This window comes from Klebsiella sp. WP3-W18-ESBL-02 (assembly GCF_014168815.1).
GTDB classification, from domain to species: domain Bacteria; phylum Pseudomonadota; class Gammaproteobacteria; order Enterobacterales; family Enterobacteriaceae; genus Kluyvera; species Kluyvera ascorbata_B.
In genome coordinates, this window is sequence record NZ_AP021972.1 from 2,628,000 (window position 1) to 2,653,910 (window position 25,911).

Annotated in this window: 24 protein-coding genes and 1 pseudogene; 11 read left to right on the plus strand and 14 right to left on the minus strand. The window is 55.0% G+C overall.

Features of this window, described 5'->3' with window-relative positions:
• Positions 1–21: 21 nt before the first annotated feature.
• The 6 genes from H7R56_RS12650 to H7R56_RS12675 form a co-directional block, all read right to left on the minus strand.
• Positions 22–450 (minus strand): universal stress protein, encoded by a 429-nt coding sequence (locus H7R56_RS12650; RefSeq protein ID WP_106930598.1) that lies wholly within the window; start codon positions 448–450, stop codon positions 22–24.
• Positions 451–667: 217 nt separating this feature from the next.
• Positions 668–2,128: a mannitol dehydrogenase family protein gene (locus H7R56_RS12655; RefSeq protein WP_106930596.1), complete on the minus strand. Its 1,461-nt coding sequence runs from the start codon at positions 2,126–2,128 to the stop codon at positions 668–670.
• A 170-nt stretch (positions 2,129–2,298) separates the two neighbouring features.
• Entirely contained in the window at positions 2,299–3,840 is a 1,542-nt protein-coding gene (locus H7R56_RS12660) for an MFS transporter (RefSeq protein ID WP_106930594.1), read from the minus strand.
• Positions 3,841–3,866: 26 nt separating this feature from the next.
• On the minus strand, positions 3,867–5,273 hold the full coding sequence (gene uxaC / locus H7R56_RS12665) for a glucuronate isomerase (protein ID WP_106930592.1): 1,407 nt from the start codon (positions 5,271–5,273) through the stop codon (positions 3,867–3,869).
• A gap of 47 nt (positions 5,274–5,320) precedes the next feature.
• Positions 5,321–6,535 carry a D-mannonate dehydratase ManD gene (manD, locus tag H7R56_RS12670; RefSeq protein ID WP_106930590.1) on the minus strand — a complete coding sequence of 405 codons (1,215 nt, stop codon included), beginning with the start codon at positions 6,533–6,535 and terminating at the stop codon, positions 5,321–5,323.
• Positions 6,536–6,716: 181 nt separating this feature from the next.
• Positions 6,717–7,043 carry a YnfA family protein gene (locus H7R56_RS12675; protein WP_106930666.1) on the minus strand — a complete coding sequence of 109 codons (327 nt, stop codon included), beginning with the start codon at positions 7,041–7,043 and terminating at the stop codon, positions 6,717–6,719.
• 150 nt (positions 7,044–7,193) lie between these two features.
• Here H7R56_RS12675 and H7R56_RS12680 point away from each other — a divergent pair, with 150 nt between their 5' ends.
• A complete protein-coding gene (locus tag H7R56_RS12680; protein ID WP_106930588.1) occupies positions 7,194–7,535 on the plus strand; it encodes a DUF1283 family protein in 342 nt (113 codons plus the stop codon).
• 196 nt (positions 7,536–7,731) lie between these two features.
• Here H7R56_RS12680 and H7R56_RS12685 read toward each other — a convergent pair whose 3' ends face one another.
• Positions 7,732–8,442, minus strand: coding sequence for a YnfC family lipoprotein (locus H7R56_RS12685; RefSeq protein ID WP_106930586.1), 711 nt, complete (start codon positions 8,440–8,442; stop codon positions 7,732–7,734).
• Positions 8,443–8,546: 104 nt separating this feature from the next.
• On the opposite strand from H7R56_RS12685, the gene H7R56_RS12690 reads away from it, so the two are divergent.
• Positions 8,547–8,801 (plus strand): DUF1161 domain-containing protein, encoded by a 255-nt coding sequence (locus H7R56_RS12690; RefSeq protein WP_106930584.1) that lies wholly within the window; start codon positions 8,547–8,549, stop codon positions 8,799–8,801.
• Between the two features lie 33 nt (positions 8,802–8,834).
• Here the strand turns inward: H7R56_RS12690 and H7R56_RS12695 are convergent, their stop codons facing one another.
• Entirely contained in the window at positions 8,835–9,236 is a 402-nt protein-coding gene (locus H7R56_RS12695) for a dTDP-glucose pyrophosphorylase (RefSeq protein ID WP_106930582.1), read from the minus strand.
• A gap of 245 nt (positions 9,237–9,481) precedes the next feature.
• Between H7R56_RS12695 and ynfE the strand changes: the two genes are divergently transcribed.
• The 5 genes and pseudogenes from ynfE to clcB all read left to right on the plus strand — a co-directional run bounded on the left by ynfE (position 9,482) and on the right by clcB (position 15,375).
• Positions 9,482–11,917, plus strand: a complete 2,436-nt coding sequence (gene ynfE, locus H7R56_RS12700) for a selenate/tellurate reductase subunit YnfE (protein WP_106930580.1) — start codon at positions 9,482–9,484, stop codon at positions 11,915–11,917.
• Between the two features lie 10 nt (positions 11,918–11,927).
• On the plus strand, positions 11,928–12,545 hold the full coding sequence (locus H7R56_RS12705; protein ID WP_182928269.1) for a DMSO/selenate family reductase complex B subunit: 618 nt from the start codon (positions 11,928–11,930) through the stop codon (positions 12,543–12,545).
• A gap of 1 nt (position 12,546) precedes the next feature.
• Positions 12,547–13,403: pseudogene (locus H7R56_RS12710) on the plus strand (dimethyl sulfoxide reductase anchor subunit family protein).
• Positions 13,404–13,451: 48 nt separating this feature from the next.
• On the plus strand, positions 13,452–14,066 hold the full coding sequence (dmsD, locus tag H7R56_RS12715; protein ID WP_106929060.1) for a Tat proofreading chaperone DmsD: 615 nt from the start codon (positions 13,452–13,454) through the stop codon (positions 14,064–14,066).
• Between the two features lie 13 nt (positions 14,067–14,079).
• On the plus strand, positions 14,080–15,375 hold the full coding sequence (clcB, locus tag H7R56_RS12720) for a voltage-gated ClC-type chloride channel ClcB (RefSeq protein ID WP_106929062.1): 1,296 nt from the start codon (positions 14,080–14,082) through the stop codon (positions 15,373–15,375).
• Here the strand turns inward: clcB and bioD are convergent.
• The 3 genes from bioD to H7R56_RS12735 form a co-directional block, all read right to left on the minus strand.
• Positions 15,328–16,023 carry a dethiobiotin synthase gene (bioD, locus tag H7R56_RS12725; protein WP_106929064.1) on the minus strand — a complete coding sequence of 232 codons (696 nt, stop codon included), beginning with the start codon at positions 16,021–16,023 and terminating at the stop codon, positions 15,328–15,330. The genes clcB and bioD overlap by 48 nt on opposite strands.
• A 131-nt stretch (positions 16,024–16,154) precedes the next feature.
• On the minus strand, positions 16,155–17,372 hold the full coding sequence (gene mlc / locus H7R56_RS12730) for a sugar metabolism global transcriptional regulator Mlc (protein WP_106929066.1): 1,218 nt from the start codon (positions 17,370–17,372) through the stop codon (positions 16,155–16,157).
• A 118-nt stretch (positions 17,373–17,490) separates the two neighbouring features.
• The gene (locus H7R56_RS12735; protein WP_106929068.1) at positions 17,491–18,399 is read right to left on the minus strand and encodes a LysR family transcriptional regulator; all 909 of its coding nucleotides are present in this window, start codon (positions 18,397–18,399) and stop codon (positions 17,491–17,493) included.
• Positions 18,400–18,515: 116 nt separating this feature from the next.
• On the opposite strand from H7R56_RS12735, the gene H7R56_RS12740 reads away from it, so the two are divergent.
• The 4 genes from H7R56_RS12740 (at position 18,516) to H7R56_RS12755 (ending at position 22,861) form a co-directional block, all read left to right on the plus strand.
• Positions 18,516–19,766, plus strand: coding sequence for an MFS transporter (locus tag H7R56_RS12740; protein ID WP_106929070.1), 1,251 nt, complete (start codon positions 18,516–18,518; stop codon positions 19,764–19,766).
• A 135-nt stretch (positions 19,767–19,901) separates the two neighbouring features.
• Positions 19,902–21,098 carry an MFS transporter gene (locus H7R56_RS12745; RefSeq protein ID WP_106929072.1) on the plus strand — a complete coding sequence of 399 codons (1,197 nt, stop codon included), beginning with the start codon at positions 19,902–19,904 and terminating at the stop codon, positions 21,096–21,098.
• 170 nt (positions 21,099–21,268) lie between these two features.
• Positions 21,269–21,694, plus strand: a complete 426-nt coding sequence (gene asr, locus H7R56_RS12750; RefSeq protein ID WP_106929073.1) for an acid resistance repetitive basic protein Asr — start codon at positions 21,269–21,271, stop codon at positions 21,692–21,694.
• A 342-nt stretch (positions 21,695–22,036) separates the two neighbouring features.
• Entirely contained in the window at positions 22,037–22,861 is an 825-nt protein-coding gene (locus tag H7R56_RS12755; RefSeq protein WP_106929075.1) for a trypsin-like serine peptidase, read from the plus strand.
• On the opposite strand, the gene H7R56_RS12760 is transcribed toward H7R56_RS12755, so the two are convergent.
• The 3 genes from H7R56_RS12760 to mdtJ all read right to left on the minus strand — a co-directional run bounded on the left by H7R56_RS12760 (position 22,858) and on the right by mdtJ (position 25,809).
• Positions 22,858–25,023: a putative bifunctional diguanylate cyclase/phosphodiesterase gene (locus H7R56_RS12760; RefSeq protein WP_106929076.1), complete on the minus strand. Its 2,166-nt coding sequence runs from the start codon at positions 25,021–25,023 to the stop codon at positions 22,858–22,860. The two genes, H7R56_RS12755 and H7R56_RS12760, sit on opposite strands and share 4 nt — an antisense overlap.
• Positions 25,024–25,115: 92 nt before the next feature.
• A complete protein-coding gene (gene mdtI, locus H7R56_RS12765; RefSeq protein ID WP_106929077.1) occupies positions 25,116–25,445 on the minus strand; it encodes a multidrug/spermidine efflux SMR transporter subunit MdtI in 330 nt (109 codons plus the stop codon).
• On the minus strand, positions 25,438–25,809 hold the full coding sequence (gene mdtJ / locus H7R56_RS12770; protein ID WP_181358026.1) for a multidrug/spermidine efflux SMR transporter subunit MdtJ: 372 nt from the start codon (positions 25,807–25,809) through the stop codon (positions 25,438–25,440). Before mdtJ ends, mdtI begins: the two co-directional genes overlap by 8 nt.
• Positions 25,810–25,911 lie beyond the last annotated feature (102 nt).

A 25,911-nucleotide genomic window follows, 5' to 3' on the forward strand; every position in this document is an offset into this window, starting at 1 on the left:
TCATTGCTGAAGGCCTTTTTTTTATCGAATAACCATCGTCGGTATATTTGCGTAACGCAAAATTGATTCTGCGTTAGACCCCAGCAGATGGGTGGTCATGCCGCGCTGGCGCGAGCCAATGACAATCGCGTCGTACTCGCCGGTTTTGCTTAACGCGATCACTTCATCGCGAATATTACCAAAGCGAACTTCGGTGTGCAGTCGCGACTCTGGAATATCAAACAGCCGCTGCAGGCTCTTCATCTTCTTTGCCGATTCCATCTGCATGAAATCTTCAAATTTTTTAATATCTGACGCGAATCCGCGTAATATTGAACGGTTACTGTTCGGCAATACGTTTAATAACGTAATTTCACCAAACTCCCCCGCCAGATACGCGGCATGTCGAATTGCTTTGTCGCTCAAATCCATTTCGAAAATATCTACAGGCATGAGAATTTTTTTGTACATAGCCCGAGCTCCTTATTTCAGAGAATCCATTTTTGTTTCGCTATAACCATGACACAAGCAGGACTTTCTACATAGCATTAATTCACCAAAATGATAGTTTCAGCATGAAAATAATCGTCCATTATTTCAAGCGAGATGAATTAACTTAAAGAAGTGTAATGCGGAGGAAAAACAGGCAAGAAAATGCCGCCAGGGCTGGCGGCATTATAGGGTGTCATTAACGCGCAGCAAACTCGGCGACGGTCGCCTTCGCGCCTTTGCTCACCAGCGACAGGTAGGCCTGGGTCACCAGATCCACGAATTTGCCTTCCTGCGGCAGATCGTGACCGAAGATGGCTTCGATAGCCAGCAGTGCTTTCACGCGGGATTCGCCCTCTTCGCTCTGCTGGACCGCCGCCTGAATGACCGGCAGCAGCGGATCGCAGACTTCAATGGCGTTACCCTGTTCATCTACTCCACCCACATAACGCATCCAGCCAGCCACGCCCAGCGCCAGCAGCGCAAAGCTGCTGTTATCCGCCAGGTGCCAGCGTACGGAGTCCAGCATACGCTGAGGCAGCTTCTGGCTACCGTCCATGGCAATCTGCCAGGTGCGATGACGCAGCGCAGGGTTGGTGTAACGAGCGATAAGCAGGTCGGCATAGCGCGCCAGGTCAACGTTCTGCACTTTCAGGGTCGGAGCCTGCTCTTTCAGCATCAGATCGTGCGCAGCGCGGCGATAATTTTCATCGCCCATGCAGTCGTTAATGTGCTGATAGCCCGCCAGGTAGCCCAGATAAGCCAGGAACGAGTGGCTGCCGTTAAGCATACGCAGCTTCATCTCTTCAAACGGGATCACGTCGCTGACCAGCTCAGCGCCCGCTTTTTCCCAAGCCGGGCGGCCCGCGACAAAGTTATCTTCGATAACCCACTGACGGAACGGCTCACAGGCCACACCCGCCGGATCGCGTACGCCAGTCAGCTGTTCAATTTTATCCAACGTTTCCGGCGTCACGGCCGGTACGATACGGTCAACCATTGTGGACGGGAACGTCACATGGGACTCGATCCAATCGGCCAGACCCGCATCCACGGCGCGCGCATACGCGCACACGACGTTGCGCATCACGTGACCGTTTTCCGGCATATTGTCGCAAGACATAACGCTGAACGCCGGCAGACCCGCCGCTTTACGACGTGCCAGCGCTTCAACCACCACGCCCGGCGCTGATTTAGGCTGATGCGGGTTTTGCAGGTCAGCCGCGATAAGCGGATGATCGAGCATCAGTTGGCCGGTGGCCGGAGAGTGGCAGTAGCCTTTCTCAGTGATCGTCAGGGAGACAATCGCCACCTGCGGTTCACACATTTTTGCCAGCACGGTTTCCAGACCATCAACCTGGGCGTGCAGCGCTTCTTTGACCACGCCCACCACGCGGGCAGTCCATGCATCCGCGGACATTTCCGCCACGGTGTATAAATTGTCCTGATGATTCAGGTCGGCAATCTGCTGCTCACCGCCGATCAGGTTAACTTCGGTATACCCCCAATCGCTGCCGTGCTCAGCGGCAAGGATATCGGCATAAACAGCCTGATGTGCGCGGTGGAATGCGCCGAAGCCCAGGTGCACAATACGTGGCACCAGTTTGCTGCGATCGTAGGTCGGGAGAGTCGCCTTCGCGGTTAATAGCATATTCTGCATCTTTTTTACTCACTGTAGAGAATGTTGATTGCCATACTAGATTAACGAGTTCATCAAGCGAGATTTTGATTTGCATTAATTTATTGGCGATTGGTATGACATGATTTTCAAGCTGTGTGACAGCATCAGCAAAAGTCAGCGGCCGTTGCTGATGCTGTCACGGCGGGCGGTTAGTTTACGCGCGCTGGGCGGCGGTATGTGCTGTCGGTTTTCTGCGGCACATTCCAAAGGTCGTCATAGGAATAGCCGGTCAGGTCTTCCACAATATGCCGCGTTTCCGGCGTCACATCTTGTTTTGCCCCATTCGCCTTCAGACGTTCAACTTCATCAACGAAAATCTTATGCGTGCGTTTATTCAGGCGGAACGTCACCGCCTGCCACAATGCGATGACCAGCAAACCGGCGGTACCGATAAACAGCAGCATGGCAATGGTATTGACCGCACTCTCCGGCTGCACCTGGCTGCCCTTGACGAAGCCCCCTTCCTGCAGCATCACGCCGACGATGAACGTCGCAATCGCAACGGTCGTTTTACGCGAGAACGTCATGACCGCAGCGAACAGCCCTTCACGGCGCTGACGGGTGATCATTTCATCAATATCCGGGATAAACGGGAACACGTTCCACGGCGTAAATTCCAGCACGCAGCGGCCAACCTGATACAGCGCGGCCAGTACGACCAGAATCGTCACCTTATTGTCAGTCGGGAACTGGTAAACCATAAACAGCCCGGCCAGGCATAGCATCATCAGGGTATAGGCAAAAACGTACAGTCGTGACGGCCCGAACTTAATGATTGCCACCCCCGCCAGCAGCGTGACCGGCAGGCCGACGATACTCATCGACAGCAGCGTGCCGGACAGCGATGGCGACACGTTCAGGCAATATACACAGAAGAAAACAAAGACCGTGTTATAGACATCTTTTGCCGTAAAGGAGAACAAATAGATAGCCAGATGTTTACGGAAAGCGCGAACTTTCAGCGTCGAGTAATACTCTTTGAACAGTTTGCCCGTGGCGGCTACTTTCGCTGCAAAGGTGGTCGGCTGATGATCTTTTTCCAGCTCGGCCAGCATTTCCGGCGTGAGTTCACGCTCCCAGGTGACTTTCCAGGAGATGAAGACGCAGAACATAAACAGCACTGCAAATACAACGCCATTAATAAAATAAGCGTTTGGATCGTGCTCGCCAAAGTGGCTAATCAGCAGGCCAGGAATAAAGGTCGCCAGGAAAGTACCGGAAGCCGACAGGAACATCCGGCAGGTCGAGAGCTTAGTACGCGAGTTAAAATCTTTGGTCATCTCCGACGGCAGCGTCTCCCACGGGATCAGCACCATTGCCGCAATAATTTCAAAGGCAAGATACACAGCGAGGTAGAACCAGAAGCTCATCCCGGTAATCCACAGCAGAATGTACACCAGCATCAGCGGTGCGCCGATCAGTAAGAAGAAACGGCGGCGGCCAAAGCGTTTGCCTAAGCGGTTTTTATAGAAATGGTCGGTGAAACTGCCCATAAACAGGCTGACGATAGCATCAACGATACGAGCAATCGCTACAATTGAAGCGGCTTCAACCGGCGACAAACCGACAAAGGTTGTATAAAAGAATAAAAGCCAGGCGCCAATAACGGTAAACGCACCGCCCCCCATAATATCTGTTAAGCCATAACCAATGCTGACTGGAATTGTTATTTTTCTATTAGTACGAGACATGTTCTACCCTCATGTAAGGAAGGACGTTAGAATCTAAAATAGTTCACTGCATTATCGTGACAAATATTCTTAACCATCCGCGTTAATATCCTCTCATCATCAGGAATTTCACCACGGTCAACCCAACTACCTATTAAATTACAAAGAATACGCCGGAAATAATCGTGACGAGGATAAGACACCAGGCTACGTGAATCCGTCAACATGCCAACGAAGTGCATTAATAAACCCTGATCGGCCAGGCTATTCAGCTGGTTTTCCATTCCCCGGCGTGTATCGTTAAACCACCAGCCGGAACCAAACTGCATCGGAGATTTGACACCGTCATCCGCCGACTGGAAATTAGCGATAGTTGTCGCAACAATATCGTTATAACTGGCGTTCAGATTATAAATTATGGTCTTCGGCAGACCGCTATTCTGCGCCATCGCATCCAGCAGGCGATTGAGACCCGAGGCCAGATGATGCTGGTCGGCAATGGAATCAAACCCGGTGTTAATGCCAAGCTGCGCATGCATTTTGCCGTTATTGTTGCGAATAGCGCCAAAATGCACCTGCATCGCCCAGCCGCGCTGTTTATACTCTTTCGCCAGCATCACCAGCATAGCGCTATTGAGTTGTACGGTTTCCCGCTCGCTTAGCTGCATACCGCGGCATTTCTGGCTAAAAAGCGTATTAATCGTTTCCGCATCGGCAGCAAGATACGCAATGCTGACCGGCCCGTGGTCGGAGATGCGACAGCCCACTTCGTGAAACACCTCAATACGCTGCGCCATCGCAATGGCAAAATCGTTAAAGGAGCGAATCGACTGTCCGGTAGCCAGCGCGAGCTTGTCAATAAAGCGGCAAAATGCCTGGGAATCTTCGGTAAAAATATCATCCGGACGGAACGTAGGCAGTACCCTGGTCGTGAAACTCGGGTCCTGCTGTAGCCGTCGATGATATTCCAGCGTATCCAGCGGCGCATCGGTGGTGCAAATAACTTCAACGTTGGAGCGAGAAATTAAATTACGTGGTTTAAAATCGTCGCCGGAAATTAAACCATTACAATGCTGCATAATTTCCTGCCAGTTATCACTAGACAGCATTTCATTACAGGAAAAATACTGGCTTAACTCTAAATGCGTCCAGTGATATAACGGATTACCAAAAGCGGCTTCGACGGTTTCCGCATAGGCCTTAAATTTTTCTTCCGGCGTAGCATCACCGGTTATATACTTCTCGGCAATTCCATTTGCGCGCATCGCTCGCCATTTATAGTGGTCGCCAGCCAACCACAGCTGGGTGATATTTTCGAAATTTTTATTTTCGTAGATTTCTTTTGCATCAAGGTGACAGTGATAGTCGATGATCGGTAATTTTGCAGCAACGTCTTTATATAACCGAACACCGACTTCACTATCGATCATGAAACGATCGTTAATGAAGTCCATGTTTATTCTCTTGTTAAGATAAAGCTTACTTTACTGATTCCGGGGGATTACCAGTTCCACAGCGTGCCGTCTTCAAGACGAGCTACCGGTAAATATGCAGGGTCATACGGATATTTTGCCGCCAGTTTTTCATCAAACTCGATGCCTAAACCGGGTTTATCACCTGGGTGCATATAGCCGTTATCGAAGGTCCAACTGTGCGGGAAGACTTCCAGCATCTGCTCGGAGTAGCCCATATATTCCTGCACGCCAAAGTTGGGTACCCACAGATCGAAGTGCAGCGCCGCGGCCATACACACCGGAGAAAGATCGGACGGGCCGTGTGAGCCGGTACGCACCTGGTAAAGCGAGGCAAAATCGGCGATGCGGCGCATACCGGTGATGCCTCCCGCGTGGGTAATCGTGGTGCGGATGTAGTCGATAAGCTGCTCTTCGATCAGCTGCTTGCAATCCCAGATGCTATTAAAGACTTCACCTACCGCAATCGGCGTCACAGTGTGCTGGCGAATCAGACGGAAGCACTCCTGGTTCTCCGCTGGTGTTGGGTCTTCCATCCAGAACAGACGGTAATCTTCAACGCTCTTACCAAAGCGTGCGGCCTCAATTGGCGTCAGGCGGTGGTGCATGTCATGCAGCAGATGTTCGTTAAAGCCAAACTGGTTACGAACGGCATCAAACAGCTTCGGCGTAAAGTCGAGGTATTTTTCCGTTGACCACAGCTGTTCCTCCGGCCACAGACCCTTGGTCGCCGGTTCGTATGCCTGCCCTTTTCCTTTTGCCATCCCGTAGGTGGTTTTCATGCCCGGTACGCCGCACTGAACGCGTATGGCCTTGAAGCCCATCTCTTTATGACGTGCATAATCTTCCAGCACTTCATCAATCGTGTGGCCGGTGGTGTGACAGTAAACCATGACCCCTTCGCGTGACGCCCCGCCCAGCAGTTGATACAGCGGCATACCGGCCGCTTTGGCTTTAATATCCCACAGCGCCATATCCACGGCGGAGATAGCCGACATGGTCACCGGGCCACGACGCCAGTACGCGCCTTTATAAAAGAACTGCCAGATATCTTCGATGCGGTGCGCGTCGCGCCCCACCAGCTGCGGGCAAAGGTGATCTTTTAAATAAGATGCCACGGACAGCTCGCGGCCATTCAGCGTCGCATCGCCGTAGCCAATTAATCCGCTGTCGGTAGTAATTTTCAGCGTGACAAAGTTACGACCCGGACAGGTTACAAAAACCTCAGCACCCACAATTTTCATCTTCAATCCTTACATCTCATCGGTTAGTGCGAAAAATTTACGCCCTGAACTACTACCATACAAGTATAGAGATCAAAAATTACCGAGAAGGATCACAAAAAAAAGGGGAATGCGTGCTGAAGAAGGCATGACAAGTCACACCCGTTATGTCGAAAACTGATGGTCACGCGCGACGATAGCACTACGCTCTGCCCCAGCCGGCAACGATGATCAGCATGCCGCACAGCGCAACCGCCGCGCCAAGCCAATCGTACAGGGTCAGTTTTTCCCCTTCCACGACCCGCAGCCACAAGAGTGCGGTGAAGATATACACCCCACCGTAGGCGGCGTAGACGCGCCCACTGGCCGCCGGATGCAGCGTCAACAGCCAGACGAACAGCGCAAGCGACAGCGCGGCAGGCAGCAGCAGTAACGGCGTAGCGCCACGCTTAAGCCAAAGCCATGGCAGGTAGCAGCCGATAATTTCACACAGCGCGGTAGCAAAAAAAAGCAGCGAAGTTTTGAGCATCATGACGGATCGATAAACTAAGAATGGCGCCATCATACGGATAAATCATGACGAATCGACCACATGATTTTCGCGGGTATGCCAGCCAGAAGAGATGTAGTAGACTGCTCAACAGGAGCCATCGTTTTTATCACGTTAAAGGAACCCAAAATGAAAATTACACTTAGCAAACGCCTGTGCCTGACGGCAATGCTGACGCTGGGTGCCGTCGTGTACACCGCTTGCGCATCGGCTGAAACCAGCAAACTGATTATTGAATCCGGCGATAGCGCACAGAGCCGTCAGAATGCAGCGATGGACAAGGAGCAGTGGAACGATACGCGCCAGCTGCGCCAGAAAGTGAACAAACGCGCGGAAAAAGAGTGGGACAAAGCCGACGTGGCGTTTGACGCTCGCGATAAATGCCTGCAAAGCCCGAACGTCAATGCCTACTGGGAACCCAACACCCTACGCTGCCTTGATCGCTCAACGGGCCGCACCCTGCATCCATAAAAAAGCGCCGTGGCAGTAATGCTTGCCAGTTAAGGCGTTGACTTCAGAAGTCAGGAGCAGGGGCAGGAACGGTAGGCCGGATAAGGCGTTTGCGCTGCCATCCGGCAATCAGCGTGCAGTATGCCGGATGGCGCTTTGCTTATCCGGCCTACGTATTCAGCATTACGCCGTGGGCGTCTTTTTCCTTTCACGGCGGCTAGTAGTATTCAATCGTATTTTTGATCGTATAGCGCTGGGTCGTCGCAGGTTTGACGCTCTCATCAACGATCGTTAAATCACAGCTCACCGGGTTGTCATGGCCATCGTAATCGCAACGCTGGATCACGTTGCCGACCGGCTGTTTGTCCAGCAGGCTGACCGAGGTATAGTCAAGCTTCTTACGACTGTCCTGTGACGGGGTGGCCACAATCGACAGCGTTTTATTCTTCGTCGTTGACGTTTTCCCCAGCGGGTAGCCTTCCGCATCATAGCGATAGTCGACCTCACTCTCTTTGCCCTGTGCTTTCACCACAAAACCGTTATCGTCCGTTTCCCACGAAACGCCCGCCGACGGAAACTCGGCCAGCTGACATTTGCCCTGCAAACGCACGCGTTTTTCGCGCGTGACGCCGTCGAGATAATAGTTCGCGTCCAGCACCAGCAGCGCGCCGGTGTCATCCTCAATATTGTGAAACTCCAGCATATCGAAGCACCCCTCCCGCGAAAGCTGTGCGCTAACGCGTTTCGACACTTCGCCCTTCTCGTTGAGCAGCGTCTGGCTGAAATCCTTCACCGGCCCGCGCAGCGGATCAAAATCAAATTCGTTAGAAAAACTGGCCATTTCCGGCGTGAATGCCGCGGGAGCGCCGGGTTTATCGCAACCGCTGAGCAGGGTCAGCGCTGACGCCAGTAATAATAATTTCTTCACACCGCCATCCTGTTTCGGGAGTTTTCTCAATCATATTAGGAAATACAATTGTTTACACTAGCACTGCTATACTTTTTGCGAGTCTAAAGATAAAGGAGCCGACCATGAGATCTTCACGCTGGTTACTGGCACTTCTGTTAGCAGGCGCGATGCCCGCGCTCGCGGCAGTACCGGAGTCCTGCGAGCGCGTTCGTAGTGACATTCAGCAGAAAATTGAGCAAAACGGCGTAGCACAAGACGCGTTCAGTCTCGATATCGTCCCCAATGACCAGGCCGACCAGCCGGGGGCACAGGTGGTAGGCCACTGCGCCAACGACACCTTCAAAATTCTCTACACCCGCACCGATAACGCTCAGTAACCCCCTGCCGCCTTCGCCCGGAGGCGGCTCGCTTTATCCGCCCTGCTCAACGGTAAACTCAAGCGCTACGCCAATCAGCACGGCATCACGCAGTGAATGATCGTCAGACAGCGCGTCGAGATCTCCCTGAAAACGCAGCTTCTGCGTAGTCGTATTGATAGTCAGGCGCGAATGCAAACAGGGCAGCGACTGCGAGGTGATGGGATACACCACCCGACCGGAAACCAGCACCGGGATCTTGCGCAACGCCGTCGTTTGCAGCACGCCAACCGTCGAATAAAGCACCGCCAGCGGCGTCACCGCGATCACCGGTTTATCGGTGACGCTAATGAAATCGAGCAAAATTTCGGGGCGCAAAAAATTCAGCCCCTTATGCGGAACGGTGACCGTCTCAATCGCGGGCATCGGGATAACGTGGGTAGCAATATCGTGCATAGGGGAGGTTCCATCAGCATCAGAGTTTCGCATTGCCGGAGGGCCCGAAATGCGCTTTTTTTGTTGTAAAACAATTATGCATAGCCCCTCGAATACTGGCAAATATCGTTACGCAATTCCTTTACGCCGTTCCGTTGAGTTTTGACCACGGTTAATACTTGTATACCACTTAGCGGGTAGGATGACGCTCCATTAGCGTGTTTCTAATTGCACGATGTAATCATTAAATAATAATGGAGTGAGCAATGTCCGATCAGGAAAAGCCCGGGGGGCTAAGCCGACGCACCCTCATTAAATCGTCAGCGATTGGTTCGCTGGCCCTCGCCGCCGGTGGTCTATCGCTGCCTTTCTCCCTGCGAGCAACGGCAGCGGCCGTGCAGCAGGCGCGCGGTAAAGACAATAAAGTGGTCTGGGGCGCTTGCTCCGTTAACTGCGGCAGCCGCTGTGCGCTGCGGCTGCACGTGAAAGATAACGAAGTCTACTGGGTTGAAACCGACAACACCGGCGAAGATCGCTATGGCGATCACCAGGTGCGCGCCTGTCTGCGCGGTCGCTCCATTCGTCGGCGAATCAACCATCCCGATCGCCTCAACTACCCGATGAAACGTGTCGGCAAGCGCGGCGAAGGTAAATTTGCGCGTATCAGCTGGCAGGAAGCGCTGGACACCATTGCCGACAACCTGAAGCGCGTGGTGAAAGATTACGGCAATGAAGCGGTTTACATTAACTACTCTTCCGGCATCGTCGGCGGCAACATTACCCGCTCTTCACCGTCCGGTTCGGCCGTCATGCGTCTGATGAATTGCTACGGCGGCTCGCTCAACCAGTACGGAACCTACAGTACCGCGCAAATCGCCTGCGCTATGCCGTATACCTACGGCAGCAATGACGGCAACAGCACCTCTGATATCGAAAACAGCAAGCTGGTGGTGATGTTCGGCAACAATCCGGCGGAAACGCGCATGAGCGGCGGCGGCATTACGTATTATCTTGAACAGGCGCGGGAACGCTCAAATGCGCGCATGATCGTTATCGATCCACGCTATACCGACACGGCCGCCGGGCGCGAAGATGAATGGATCCCTATCCGCCCCGGCACCGATGCCGCATTGGTTGCCGGTATTGCATGGGTATTGATTGACGAAAACCTCGTCGATCAGCCGTTCCTCGACAAATACTGCGTCGGTTACGACGAAAAAACGCTGCCGGAAGGCGCACCGGCCAACGGACACTACAAAGCCTATATTCTCGGCCAGGGCGACGACGGTATCGCGAAAACGCCACAGTGGGCATCGGGCATCACCGGGATTCCGGCCGACCGTATTATTAAACTGGCGCGTGAAATAGGCAGCGCGAAACCGGCGTACATTTGTCAGGGCTGGGGCCCGCAGCGTCAGGCCAACGGCGAACTTGCCGCCCGTGCGATTGCTATGCTGCCCATTCTGACCGGTAACGTCGGAATTAACGGCGGCAACAGCGGCGCGCGTGAATCGACCTACACCATTACCATCGAGCGCTTCCCTGTGCTGGAAAACCCGGTGAAAACCGCGATTTCCTGTTTTACATGGACCGATGCCATCGACCGCGGAGCAGAAATGACCGCCACCCGCGACGGCGTACGCGGTAAAGAGAAGCTGGATGTTCCCATCAAGTTCTTCTGGAACTATGCGGGCAACACCATCATTAACCAGCATTCGGACATCAACAAAACCCACGAAATTCTGCAGGACGAAAGTAAATGCGAAATGATCGTGGTGATTGAGAACTTTATGACCGCGTCGGCAAAATACGCCGACATTTTGCTGCCGGATCTGATGACCGTCGAGCAAGAAGACATCATTCCAAACGACTACGCGGGCAACATGGGCTACCTGATTTTCATCCAGCCCGCCACCGCGCCGAAGTTCGAACGTAAGCCAATTTACTGGATCCTTAGCGAAGTGGCTAAACGCTTGGGCGACGAGGTGCACCAGAAGTTTACCGAAGGTCGCACTCAGGAACAGTGGCTGCAATATCTGTATGCCAAAATGCGCGCAAAAGACGCGGCGCTACCGGGTTACGATGAGCTGAAAAAAATGGGCATCTATAAACGCAAAGATCCCAACGGCCACTTCGTGGCCTATCGCGATTTCCGTCAAGACCCGCAGGCGAATCCCCTGAAAACTCCATCGGGAAAAATTGAAATTTACTCCAGCCGTCTGGCCGATATTGCCGCGAAATGGCAGTTGGAAAAAGATGAAACTATCAGCCCGCTGCCGGTGTACGCCTCCACCTTTGAAGGCTGGGACGATCCGCTGCGCGACAAATTCCCGTTGCAGCTGTTTGGTTTCCACTTTAAGGCCCGCACCCACTCCAGCTACGGCAACGTGGATGTCTTAAAAGCCGCCTGTCGCCAGGAAATTTGGCTCAACCCGATAGACGCGCAAAAACGCGGGATTCAGAACGGCGATATGGTTCGCGTATTCAACGAACGTGGTGAAGTGCGCATTGCAGCAAAAGTGACGCCGCGCATCATGCCCGGCGTGTCGGCCATGGGCCAGGGCGCATGGCACGACGCGAAGATGGATGGCGATCGCATTGACCACGGTTCCTGTATCAACACGCTGACCACCCACCGCCCTTCGCCGCTGGCGAAAGGCAACCCGCAGCATACCAACCTGGTTGAGATCGAGAAGGTATAAGGATTAGTCAATGAGCACGCAATACGGATTTTTCATCGACTCCGCCCGCTGTACCGGTTGTAAAACCTGCGAGCTGGCGTGTAAAGATTACAAAGACTTAACCCCGGACGTCAGCTTCCGCCGTATTTATGAATACGCCGGCGGCGACTGGCAGGAAGATAACGGCGTCTGGCATCAGAACGTTTTTGCCTACTACCTGTCCATCGCCTGTAACCACTGTGAAGATCCGGCCTGTACTAAAGTATGCCCGAGCGGCGCGATGCATAAACGAGAAGACGGCTTTGTGGTCGTCGACGAAGACGTCTGCATCGGCTGTCGCTACTGCCATATGGCCTGCCCGTACGGTGCCCCACAGTACAATGCGGCAAAAGGCCACATGACCAAGTGCGACGGCTGCCACGAACGCGTGGCGGAAGGCAAAACACCGATCTGCGTCGAGTCCTGCCCGCTGCGCGCGCTGGACTTCGGGCCGATTGAAGCGCTTCGCCAGAAGCACGGGCAGCTGGCAGCCGTTGCGCCGCTGCCGTCGGCGCACTTTACCAAGCCGAGCATTGTGATTAAACCTAACGCCAATGCACGTCCGTGCGGCGATACCACTGGCTACCTGGCCAACCCGAAGGAGGTGTAAGATGGGCAACGGATGGCATGAATGGCCACTGGTGCTGTTTACGGTACTGGGGCAATGCGTGGCGGGCGCCATCATCGTGAGCGGGATGGGCTGGCTGGCGGCACGCAGTGAAACCGACGATCGGCGACGCATCGTACGCAATATGTTCTTCCTGTGGGTGATAATGGGCATTGCCTTTTTTGCCTCGGTTTTGCACCTTGGTTCGCCGCTGCGGGCGTTCAATTCGCTCAACCGCATCGGCGCCTCCGCGCTCAGCAATGAAATCGCCAGCGGCTCGCTTTTCTTCGCCGTTGGCGGCTTCTGGTGGCTGTTTTCCGTACTGGGCAAAATACCGGAAACCCTGGGCCGTATCTGGCTGGTGATCGCCATGGCGCTGGGGCTGATATTTGTCTGGGCAATGACGCGCGTTTATCAGATAGATACGGTGCCAACCTGGTATAATGGCTATACGACGGCCACGTTCTTCTTAACCGTCATGCTAACCGGCCCGCTGTTTGCTGCCCTGCTGCTTAAGCTCTCGAAGGTGCCTTTTAACGGCAAGTTCTTTGCCGGTTTAAGCACGCTGGCCTTTCTGGCGAGCCTGGCCATTGTGGTAATGCAGACCAACGATCTGGGGTTTATTCACAGTTCAGTACAGCAGGCCAATGCGTTGATCCCCGACTGGGGACTCTGGCAGGTCGTGCGCTTCGTGCTGCTGGCGGCGGGTCTGGGCTGCTGGTTATGCCCGCTGCTGCGCCGTGTACCGCCTCGGGCCGTCGCCTGGCGCTCGGGCTGCTGCTGCTGATCGTGGGTGAACTGATCGGCCGTGGGCTGTTCTACGGCCTGCATATGACCGTCGGCATGGCGATTGCCGGATAAACTCTCGGCGCGGGACCTCTCCCGCGCCCTTTTAAGGAATTTGCAGTAATGAATGACGTTCAGCACAACGACGCTTTAGCTTTCTCTGCTCGCGTACTGGGAGCACTGTTCTATTTCGCGCCGGATAGCGCACTCGCTGAGCCGCTGGTCGCCGCCTTACGCGACGGCGAGTGGGCCGGGCAATGGCCGTATCCGCTCGAAAACGCCGATGCGCTGTCCACCGCATTTGCCGCCCACAGCGATGAATCGCTGGCCGAGGCCTGGCAGCGGCTGTTTATCGGCCCATCGGCGTTACCGTCGCCGCCGTGGGGCTCCGTCTGGCTAGACCGGGAAAACGTGCTGTTTGGCGATTCCACGCTGGCGCTACGCCAGTGGATGCGTGAAAACGCGATCGCGTTCGACGTTGAACAAAACGAGCCGGAAGATCACTTTGGTACCCTGCTGATGCTGGCGGCATGGCTGGTTGAAAATGATCGACCAGAAGCCTGCGAGCAGCTGCTTGCCTGGCATCTGCTGCCGTGGGCTCCGCGCTTCCTCAAGGAGTTTGTCGAGAAAGCCAATCACCCCTTCTTCACCGCGCTGGGGCAGCTCGCGCAGCATACCCTTACGCAGTGGCAGTCGCAGCTGCTGATCCCCGTCGCTGATAAAAAGCTCTATCGTTAAGCGTTTCAGTCTCATGCAGCGTCTTCATCATTATCCCGACATCAACGCGATGTTTCGCCGCCTTCTGCTCGCTTGCATCATTGGCGTTCTGGCGGCCCTGGCGGTCTCGGCGTTTCGCCATGCCATGCTGCTGTTGGAATGGCTGTTTTTAAGTAACGACAGCGGCAGCCTGGTGAACGCCGCCGAAGGGCTAAGCGGCTGGCGACGCCTGATTACCCCGGCGCTGGGCGGTCTGGCCGCCGGTACGCTGCTGTGGGGCTGGCAGCGCTATACGCGTCAGCGGCCCCATGCGCCCACCGACTATATGGAAGCACTGGAGAGCGATGAGGGCCGATTTGACGCCAGCTCCAGCCTGATCAAATCCACTGCCTCGCTATTGGTGGTTGCTAGCGGTAGCGCAATCGGCCGCGAAGGGGCAATGATACTGCTGGCCGCGCTGGCGGCATCGTTTTTTGCCCAGCGCTTTACGCCAAAAGCCGAATGGAAACTATGGATTGCCTGTGGTGCGGCCGCCGGGATGGCCAGTGCCTACCATGCGCCGTTGGCCGGGAGTCTGTTTATTGCCGAGATTCTGTTCGGCACGCTGATGCTCGCCTCTCTGGGGCCGGTCGTGATTGCGGCCGTGGTTGCCCTGCTCGCCAGTCAGCTACTCAATGGCGACGCCAGGCCGCTTTATCAGGTCGACGCGCTGCCTGCTCTCACTGCCGTTGACTATGGACTGATGCTTGCCGCCGGGTTGATCTGCGGCCTTGCCGGGCCGCTATTAATGTGGCTAATGGATACCACTCACCGCGGTTTTGTGGCGCTGAAGCTGTCGCCACCGTGGCAGCTGGCGCTCGGTGGGCTTATCGTCGGTCTGCTGTCGCTACTGACCCCCGCCGTCTGGGGCAATGGCTACAGCGTGGTACAGGGTTTTCTGCTCACGCCACCGACCCTGGCCATCATTACGGGGATCTTCGTGTGTAAACTGCTCGCCATTCTCGCCAGCAGCGGCTCCGGCGCGCCCGGCGGGGTATTTACGCCCACGCTCTTTGTCGGACTGGCTATCGGGATTTTGTTTGCTCAGGCATGCAGCGCCGGATTCCCGGGAAACGAGAGCCTGCCGATACTGCTGGCGATGACCGGGATGGCCGCGCTGCTGGCGGCGACCACGCATGCGCCGATTATGTCAGCGCTGATGATTTGTGAAATGACCGGGCAGTATACGCTGCTGCCCGGTTTGCTGATGGCCTGCGTGCTGGCGTCGGTGCTGTCGCGTACCTTACGCCAGAATTCTATCTACCGTCAGCACGTTCCGGAGCATCGCTAAATCAACGTACTGGCTGAGTTCACGCTGTTCCGGGCGCGGCAGATACGGCAATTCGCCAATGAGCGGCGCCGGCAGTTTCTTGCTCAACACATCGATAATTTCCGCGTAGTGCGCCAGCCCAGGGTTGATACGGTTGGCAACCCATCCGATCAGCGGCAGGCCGTCATTAGCGATGGCCTGCGCCGTCAGCAGCGCATGATTGATGCACCCTTCCTGGATCCCCACCACCATCAGCACCGGCAGTTGCTCCTGCACGACCCATTCAGACAGCGGGCGCAGATCGTTCATCAGGCTACGCCAGCCGCCCGTACCTTCAACCACCACGTTGTCCACCATGCCGCTGAGATTGGCCAGGCCGTCGGACAGCAGCGTGTAGTTGATTGGGCAACTGTGCGCCACGCTGCTTTCTTCTTCGCTCAGTGCGATAGGATTAATCGCTTCATAGGGCAGCGCCAACGACGAAACGCTTTGCAACACCAGCGCATCCTTGTTACGCAGCCCCTCGGCGGTTTCTTTGCTGCCTTTGGCTACCGGCTTATAACCTGCCACACGTTTCCCGCTGGCGGCGAGCGCCTGTAATAGCGCACGAGAAACCACCGTCTTACCGACAGAAGTATCAGTTCCAGTAATAAAGAAACGATTTAGCATCACTCACGAACCCCACAGGTATGCCGATAAAATATCAAGACAATGAATAATTCAACGGGGTGAAAGTTTACGTGATGCGCCAGGGGGTCGGATTGAGGTAGCGCAATTTTTTGCAAAACCGCGAAAAAATGTTAACCCTGTAACAGTCTGATCAGCAGCGTTCCGTTATACAGCGCATCTTTGACCAGCGCGGCACCGGCCATGGTGCCTCGGTTGGAGAACTGCGTTTGCTCCACGGAAATATGCTGGCTGTAGGCTGGCAACGACTGCTGGCGGATGCAGTCGCCAATGGCGGGGAAGAGAATGTCGGCCGCCTGGTTGAACGGCGAACCGATAAGAATTTTTTGCGGATTAAACAGATTCACCATGATTGCCAGTATGCGCCCGACGTTGGTACCAATACTGATGATGATATCTTTGGCGAGCAAATCGCCCTGCTTTGCCGCCTGGCACAGCCAGTCGACGGTCAGCGGCTGTTGATGCAGCATCGAGCTCATCGACTGCTGCATTCGCACCTGGGTCAGCTCCAGCACGCTTTCCACGCTGGCAATGGTTTCCAGACAGCCGTGGTTGCCGCAGTAGCAACGCTTACCATACGGATCAACCTGGGTATGGCCGATTTCCACCAGGCTGCTGCTGCCTGCATGCAGCAAACGCCCATCGGTAATGACACCGGCACCTACGTTGTGATCGATGACCACCTGAATGACATCGCGCGCGCCGCGCGAAGCGCCGAACAGCGCTTCAGCCATGGTCCAGGCGCTGATGTCGTGCTGAATGTACACCGGCACGCCGGTGTGCGCTTCCAGCGTTTCACCCAACGGTATATCCTTCACATCGTAAAATGGCATGCGGTGAATAATGCCGTTTTCGGTATCGATAATACCCGGCAGCGTAATCGCAATCGCGGTTAACCGTTCAAGCAGCTTCTGATGGCGGATAAAAAATTGATCGATATGGCTCAGTACGCGGTTAAGGAAAGGCGTTTCGTCCTCCAGCGCCAGCTCGAGCAACTCTTCCACCACCAGTTTACTGCTCAAGTCGCGCAGCGCCAGATGGATATCACCACGGCTAATGCGCACGGACAGATAGTGCCAGGCTTCAGTTTCTACCATCAGCCCAACCGCCGGGCGGCCGCGGCTACCCGCTTCCTGAATTTCGGTTTCCTGTACCAGGTGAGCTTCCAGCAGTTCGCGTACAATCTTGGTAATACTGGCGGGGGCCAGTTGCGCAAGTCGGGAAAGGTCAATGCGTGACACCGGGCCGAGCTGATCAATGAGGCGATAGACCGCCCCCGCGTTGGTCTGCTTGATTTGATCGATATGGCCTGGCTGACTATCCGCTACCACCGTTAACTCCCTTATTTTCGCGCTTCGAAATAAACTTTGGGCTATGGTGAATGACTTCAATGGCTGTCGTCAAATATTTACTTAGCCTTGTGATTTACCGCACAATTTTTCACGCTTTTTATCGCTCAACGCTCAGCTTTGCTGCATTTATCAGCTGCTGTTTAAAACGTTCCGCCGCCTGGCTAAGCTCATGATGTTTTGACCACACCAGCCACATTTCCGATACCGCATCCACCTCAGTAATGGGTACCCAGCGCATTTCATTCAGCTGCACGCGGCTAAACGAGGCCGGCAGGATGGAAACACCAAGTCCTGACGCCACGAGGCCGATAATGGTCATCGCTTCCCCAACCTCCTGAGCGATCGCCGGCGTCACGCCGTAGCGACGCATCAAGCCGAGAATATCGTCATACAGACCGGTCCCAACGTGAGGGTCAAAAAAAACGAACGGTTCTTTGCCCAGCTCAACCAGGCTGACCGAGGGTCGCTGAGCCAGCGGGTGGTCACGGTGGATCATCGCCAGCAGCGGCTCGCGCAGGATAATCTGCCAGTCGAGCGTGTCCGGCAGTTGCGTATTACGCATCAGACCCAGCTCAAGCGTCCCTTCAGTTAACGGCGCAATCTGTTCGCGCGTATTGGTTTCGCGAGTCTGAATGTGCACGTCCGGGTAGCGCTGTCGAAAGGCCGACAGCGTATCGGAAACGGCCTTGATAAATGGCGCAGAGGAGGTAAAGCCGATGTGCAGCTCGCCGGTTTCACCATGGTGCAGGCGGCTTGCGCGCGCGGCGGCTTCGTTGACCTGTAATAGGATCTGGCGGCTGTCGGCCAGAAACTGACGCCCGGCTTCCGTCAGGCTAACGCTGCGGTTAGTGCGGGCAAATAAACGGGCGCCCACCTGCTGTTCCAGGATCTGGATCTGCTGGCTCAGCGGGGGCTGCGAGATGTTCAGGCGGGCGGCGGCGCGGCCAAAATGCAGCTCTTCTGCGACAGCGATAAAATAACGTAAATGACGCAGCTCGATATTCATATTTAATACATATCAATTGAGATTATTAATATATTAGACAGAATATTTACATTTTCCTACTCTGATTATGTGACCTATGTCGCCATTACTCGTTGTTTTTAGCCAAGGATCTTCCCGTGAGCCGCACAACTACCGCAGACCATACGCCCGTTATTGATGTCCGCGATGCTAGCCCAACCTCCACCCATGTTTTTATCCGCCGCGGTACGCCGCCGTTTATCCGCGTCACGCTCGCCCTGTTTTCCGCGGGTCTTGCGACGTTCGCCCTGCTGTACTGCGTGCAGCCCATTCTGCCGGTGCTGTCGCATGAATTCGGCATCAGCCCCGCCGGAACCAGTATTTCACTCTCTATTTCAACGGCGATGCTGGCCGTTGGTCTGCTGTTTACCGGCCCGCTTTCCGATGCCATCGGGCGCAAGAAGGTCATGGTGACCGCCCTGCTGCTGGCCTCCTGCTGCTCGCTGCTGTCGACCGTCATGACCAGCTGGCACGGTATTCTGATCATGCGTGCGCTGATCGGCCTGTCGCTGAGCGGCGTGGCTGCCGTTGGCATGACCTACCTGAGCGAAGAGATCCACCCCAGCTTCGTGGCCTTTTCCATGGGGCTGTATATCAGCGGCAATTCCATTGGCGGGATGAGCGGCCGTCTGCTTACCGGCGTACTGACCGATTTCTTCGGCTGGCGCCTCGCGCTGGCGGTGATCAGCGCCTTTGCGCTGGCCGCCGCCATTATGTTCTGGCGTATTTTGCCGGAGTCACGCCACTTCCGCCCCAGCTCACTGAAGCCAAAGTCGCTGCTGATTAACCTTCACCTGCACTGGCGCGATCGCGGCTTACCGCTGCTGTTTGTCGAAGGGTTCCTGCTAATGGGGTCGTTTGTCACCCTGTTCAACTATATTGGCTACCGTCTGATGCTGTCGCCGTGGTCGCTGAATCAGGCGGTGGTAGGTCTGCTTTCCGTCGCCTATCTGACCGGCACCTGGAGCTCGCCGAAAGCCGGCGTCATGACCAGCCGCTACGGGCGTGGCCCGGTGATGATCTTCTTTACCGGCGTGATGCTGCTCGGCCTGCTGCTGACGCTGTTCTCGCCGCTGTGGGTGATTTTTCCGGGTATGCTGCTGTTCTCCGCAGGCTTTTTCGCCGCGCACTCGGTGGCCAGCAGTTGGATTGGCCCGCGCGCGCGCCGCGCCAGAGGCCAGGCCTCATCGCTGTATCTGTTCAGCTACTATCTGGGGTCCAGCATTGCCGGTACGCTAGGTGGCGTGTTCTGGCACCAATACGGTTGGAACGGCGTCGGTGCCTTCATCGCCATACTGCTGGTGGGTGCTCTGGCCATTGGCTACACCCTGCATAAACGCTTGCGTTGATCATAAGCGGCGGCGCACGCGTCGCCGCCCATTATTTTTAATGCTTATGTTATTGACATAAAATGCCTTGTTGTCTCGCCATACTAGATGGCACTTTCTATAATAAGCCCACCTTTGTCTTACCCGCTTCGTGTGATGACTACCTACGCTAACAATACCCAGCTCAATCTGCGCATTATCTCGATCGTTGTTTTTACCTGCATCTGCTACCTCTCCATTGGTCTGCCGCTGGCGGTGCTGCCTGGATTTATCCATTACCATCTTGGTTACAGCACGCTGGTCGCGGGTGCAGTGATTAGCCTGCAGTATATTTCCACGCTCGTTAGCCGCCCTCACGCCGGGCGTTACACCGATATCTGGGGGCCGAAAAAGGTCGTCAGCCTCGGGATCATCTGCTGTATGTTGAGTGGTCTGTTCACTCTGGCCGCCGCCGCCGCACACGGCAGCCCGCTTCTGGCGGTGACGATGCTGCTGGTTGGCCGCGTATTCCTTGGCGTCGGCGAAAGCTTTACCTCCACCGGGTCCACGCTTTGGGGCATAAAAACGGTCGGAGCCGTTCATACCTCGCGGGTTATTTCCTGGAACGGCGTCGCCACCTACGTTGCGATGGCCGCAGGCGCGCCGCTGGGCGTGATGCTGAATGACGCATTTGGTATCAGCGGATTTGCCGCGCTGATTGTGATTATCTCGGTCGTCGGTTTACTGTTTGCCCGCACCCGCGCCGACGTGAGCGTCAGCGCAGGCGTCAGAGCCCCCTTCCACGTCGTGGCACGTAAAATCTGGCCATACGGCCTGGGGCTTGGGCTGGGTACGGTGGGATTCGGGGTCATCGCGACGTTTATCACGCTCTACTTCACCGCCCACGGCTGGCAGGGTGCAGCATTCACGCTGTCATTATTCAGCGTCGGCTTTATCTGTATTCGTCTGGTACTCGGCAACACCATCATTCGCTTTGGCGGTATTCGCGTGTCGCTGGTCTGCTATCTGTTCGAATGCCTTGGGCTGCTGATTATCTGGTTTGCGCCGAATGCGTGGGTTGCCGGGTTCGGCGCTTTCCTGACGGGCTCCGGCTTCTCGCTGGTCTTCCCGGCCCTCGGCGTCGAGGCGGTCAGGCAGGTTGAAGAGCAAAACCAGGGCACCGCGCTGGGCACCTATTCTGCCTTCCTCGACCTGGCGCTGGGTATTACCGGGCCGGTCGCCGGATGGATCGCCGGCTATCACGGGCTGGACAGTATCTACCTGCTTGCCGCTATCGTGGTGGCAATGGCCTTTGTGCTTATTTTCCGCGTCTACCTGTCGCAGCGATCTGACCGGGCAACCTGCGCTGACTAACCTATTGAGGGCGATGAAAAATCGCCCTTGTACGTTTGTACAACAAGTCTTGTACATTCCGTTACACGCCGATACCAATCACTCACGGAAAGACTTATAGCCTGCGGGTATAGTTCTTTCAACGGCCCCGCAGTGGGGTTGAATGAAAAAACCAATTCGAGGGTATGAGAATGAAAAAAGTATTAGCTCTGGTTGTTGCCGCTGCTATGGGTCTGTCTTCTGCTGCTTTCGCTGCTGACGCGACTGCCACTCCGGCACCGGCTGCTGCTGCGACGGCGACTCACGCTGCTCCGGCAAAAGCGACTCACCATAAAAAACACCACAAAGCAGCTGCACCTGCACAGAAAGCTCAGGCTGCCAAAAAACACAAAAAAGCCGCTGCTAAACCAGCAGTAGAACAGAAAGCTCAGGCTGCTAAAAAACACAAAAAAGCAGCAACTAAACCGGCCGTAGAGCAAAAAGCTCAGGCTGCTAAAAAACACAAAAAAGCAGCAACCAAACCGGCTGTAGAGCAAAAAGCTCAGGCTGCTAAAAAACACAAAAAAGCAGTGAAACATCACGCCGCTGCTAAACCGGCTGCACAGCCAGCTGCTTAATCATTATTGATAGACATCGGCGCGGTGAACGCGCCGGTTCAGACCGCCGCGTTATCCCGTCACGTCATTCTCTGGCGTCGGATTCGCCAACGGTCTGAACGATCAACTATTCGCATCGGCGCTATTACAGCGCCGATTTTTTCCCGGAGAGCCAATCATGTTGCGGCGCTATCGTTTCGAGCTCATCCTGGCATTACTGATCGTCTGCGCGCTTATTGCGACCCAGTTCTTCTTTTACTGAGTGTAGTTCGCTGATTTTGCTCCCACTTTTCATTGCTCCCGTCTATAGTAGTCTCACTGGGTTTCGTTTTTATAATCATAATTGCCCCATCAGAGAGTGATATGCGTACAGCCTTTGTGTGTTGTTTACTGGGATCGTTATCCGTTCAGCCCTTCATGACTCATGCTGATGACAGTGATAGCGGCATCAGCGCAAAAGATATTAAAACCCTGTTCTTTGGTCAGGACGATCGCACCCTGGTCAGTCATCCATCGCAAGAGCCGTGGGATGCCATCGGTCAACTGGAAACCGCCAGCGGCAACCTGTGTACCGCCACGCTCATTTCACCGCACCTGGCATTAACCGCCGGACACTGTCTGCTGGAGCCGCCTCGCGGCAAGCTGGATAAAGCCGTTGCGCTGCGCTTCGTATCGCAAAAAGGCAGCTGGCGCTATGAAATTCACGGTATTGAGGGGCGCGTCGATCCTTCGCTGGGTAAACGGCTGAAGGCCGACGGTGACGGCTGGATTGTGCCATCTTCCGCCGCACCGTGGGACTTTGGGCTGATTGTGCTGCGCTATCCCCCCTCCGGCATCACGCCGCTGCCGCTATTTACCGGCAACAAAGCCGAGTTGACCGCCGCGCTGAAAGCCGCCGGGCGCAAAGTCACGCAGTCCGGTTACCCGGTCGATCATCTGGATTCACTCTATAGCCATGAAGACTGTACCGTCACCGGCTGGGCGCAGGACACCGTCCTTTCCCACCAATGCGATACGTTGCCTGGCGACAGCGGTTCTCCGCTGCTGCTGAAAACCGACGCCGGATGGCAGCTGATTGCCGTACAAAGTTCGGCACCGGCGGCGAAAGATCGCTGGCGCGCCGATAATCGGGCCATTTCTGTTACCGGTTTTCGCGATAAGCTGGAAGCGCTGGCCGCCGGTAACTAACTCTGCCGCTGCTGGCGACGCAAAGCCAGCAGCGACGATAACGGCATCGGTTCGCTAAAATAGAAACCCTGCAGCTGATCGCAACCCGCCAGGCGCAGTAGCTTCATCTGCTTCTCTGTCTCAACCCCTTCTGCAATCACCGTCATTCCCAGCGCACTGGCAATACGAATCGTACCACCGACCAGCGCCGCCGCCTGTTCATCATCGTCCACCAGTCCGGCCAGTGATTTATCAATTTTGATGGTGTCAAAATTAAACCGGCGAAGATAACCGATGCTCGAATAGCCGGTACCGAAATCATCCAGCGCAACGGCGGTACCCAGGGCCTTAAGGTTGGCAATCGCCGCGCGGGCGCGTTCAGGTTTCTCCAGCACGTAGGTTTCCGTCACCTCAAGCTGTAGACGTGAAGGCGGGAAACCGGACGACCTGAGTACGCTCGACACTTTATTTTCGAACTCAGGATCGCGGAACTGCGCGGGTGAAATGTTCACCGAGAGCTTTAGATCCGGATGCGCCAGCAGATCGCGGCAGGCCCGCGCCAGCACAAACTGCCCGAGAGAATAAATCAGACCGCTGGTTTCGGCGATGGCAATAAACGCTTCGGGCATCAGTTCACCCTTTGGCCGCCGGGGCCAGCGCACCAGCGCTTCCACGCCAATCATTACCTGAGTGCGCGCGCAGACAATCGGTTGATACCATACCTCGAACTCATCATGTTCCAGGCCGTGGCGGATATCGTTTTCAATAGAAAGCTGGTACTCGCGGGCGCCGTTCAGCTCGGCGTCATAATGGGTAATGCGCCCCTTTCCGGTGACTTTAGAGTGGTACATGGCGATGTCGGCCTGGCGAAACAGCTCGGAGCTTGAAATGGTTTGCAGGCGACCGCTGGCAATACCGATGCTGGCGCTGATGTGCAGCGTCCGTTCGCCGATACGAATCGGCGTGTTAAGATAATCCAGCACGCGACCCGCAAACGCCGAGGCGCGCGCTTCCGACTGTTCACCGCCAACGGTCATTGCAAATTCGTCGCCGCCCATTCGCGCCAGCATGCCCCCGGTTGGCAGCAACGTTTGCAGCATATCGGCAATGCGAATAATCAGAATATCACCGATATCGTGACCATAAATGTCGTTAACATCCTTAAAACCATCGAGATCGATAAATACCACCGTGGTGATATTGTCATCGCCGCGACGGCTAACGCGCTCAAGCTGCTCGATCAGCGCCCGCCGGTTTGGCAAATGGCTCAGCCAATCGGTCAGCGCGATTTCACGCGCCTGGCGTTCCCCGCGCGCCAGTTTCCAGAGCCCTAAGCTACTGAGCAATATAAAGAGCAAAATGAGCCCGGCGGCCAGCAGCGCAATGATACGGATCTGCGGCGATGCCGCGCTGGCCGCTTCAGCGCCCGGTTGACGAAGCTGCCAGTCTAGCCAGCCAACGACCTTATCGCCTGAGGTACGTAGCGGAATGTTGTACATATTCCTGGGCGCATCGACCAGGGTCAGGTTCTCAATCTGAAACGTATTACCAAGGTTTTTCAATAAAACAGGATTGATATGGCGGGTGATAACCAGATAGCGGCGCGTGGCGTCACGCACCTGTAAACGACCGACCATGGGGCGAATCAGGCCGACCCCCACAAAGGCAATCCCTTCACGGGTACGGGTAATACCGGCGAAAATATTGCTACCGCGACGCAGCGCGTCTTCATTTTTGGCAATCAGCGCGGACAATCCTTCGCCAAAAAAATCGAGATTGGTTTCCGTAAACGGCGCGCTGCGAAACGATCCCCACAGTACTTTATCGTGTTCATCAAGTACGAACGTACCGTCATAGAGATTGTTAATTTTAAAGCCTGCGCCCCAGGTATTGTACAGCCAGGTCGTGTTCAGCTTCGGTGCATACACCTCGCGCACCGCGTCATCCCAGATGGCGTTATCGATAACCAGCGACAAAACGCGGTTAATGGAGGTCTGTATCGCGCCATCAACGGAGAGTGCCGAACGGCGAGCATCAATATCGTTTGTTTTGCTGCTTATCAGATTCTGTGAAAGGTACAGTAAAGCGATAATGGAAAAAATCAGGCCGATGCCTGCTAAAAAGATCATCACGAACAGCGTTTTGGCCGTGGCAATATTACGCCAGCGTGACGGATTGAACATGTATCACCCTCGCAGAAACAAAGCGAACCCTTTGTTACAAGCGTAATACAGACAGCGAATTTCGCTGCCCGATTTCTCAGGCAGCGATCACATCAGGCCAGTTTAATCATCACCATACCGACCAGCAGCAGGGCTAGCCCCATCCAACCCTTATGGTTCAGACGTTGGCCGAAAAGAATCCAGCCCGCCGCCAGCGTTGCCGCGACGCCAAAACCACCCCAAATGGCATAGGCAACCGACAGGTCAATCCCCTTTACCGCCTGAGACAGCGCGCTAAAAGCGGCTAACACCGCCGCCAGCGACAGGAAGCCGTAAAGCTTGTGACGGAAGCCGTCCGAAAACTTGAGGAAAATATTAGCGACTATCTCCAGTACAATGGAGCCCGCCAGCCACAAGCCGTGAATCAATTCAAACTTAGGCATGATTCACCTCTTTTTTCATCATAACGCTTTTCTTCGGCGCTTTTCGCGTACCCGATTTGATCAACACGATGCCGACAACCAGGGTCGCCAGGCCGGTTGCTTTCATCACCGTCAGGCTTTCGTCAAACAATAAAACGCTGAACAGGGTAATCAACAAAATGCCGACCCCTTCCCAGAGCGCGTAGGCGACACCGAGAGCTATTTTCTTAACTGCGAACGAAAGAAAAATATAAGACAGTGCGATCATAACAAGCATTAAAATAAAACCAGCGTTGCCATCACTGACGCTCGCCCATTTCATAGACAGCGTACCCGTAATTTCAGCAACGATAGCCAGGGCTAATAAAATCCAGTAAAACATGATCCTTCTCCTGCATGAGAATATAATCTGCTACGGCTCGCGACGTGCGCAAACCGAAATAAAATGATTAGTATTTAGCTCAAACGAAGAGACGGACTATAGCGC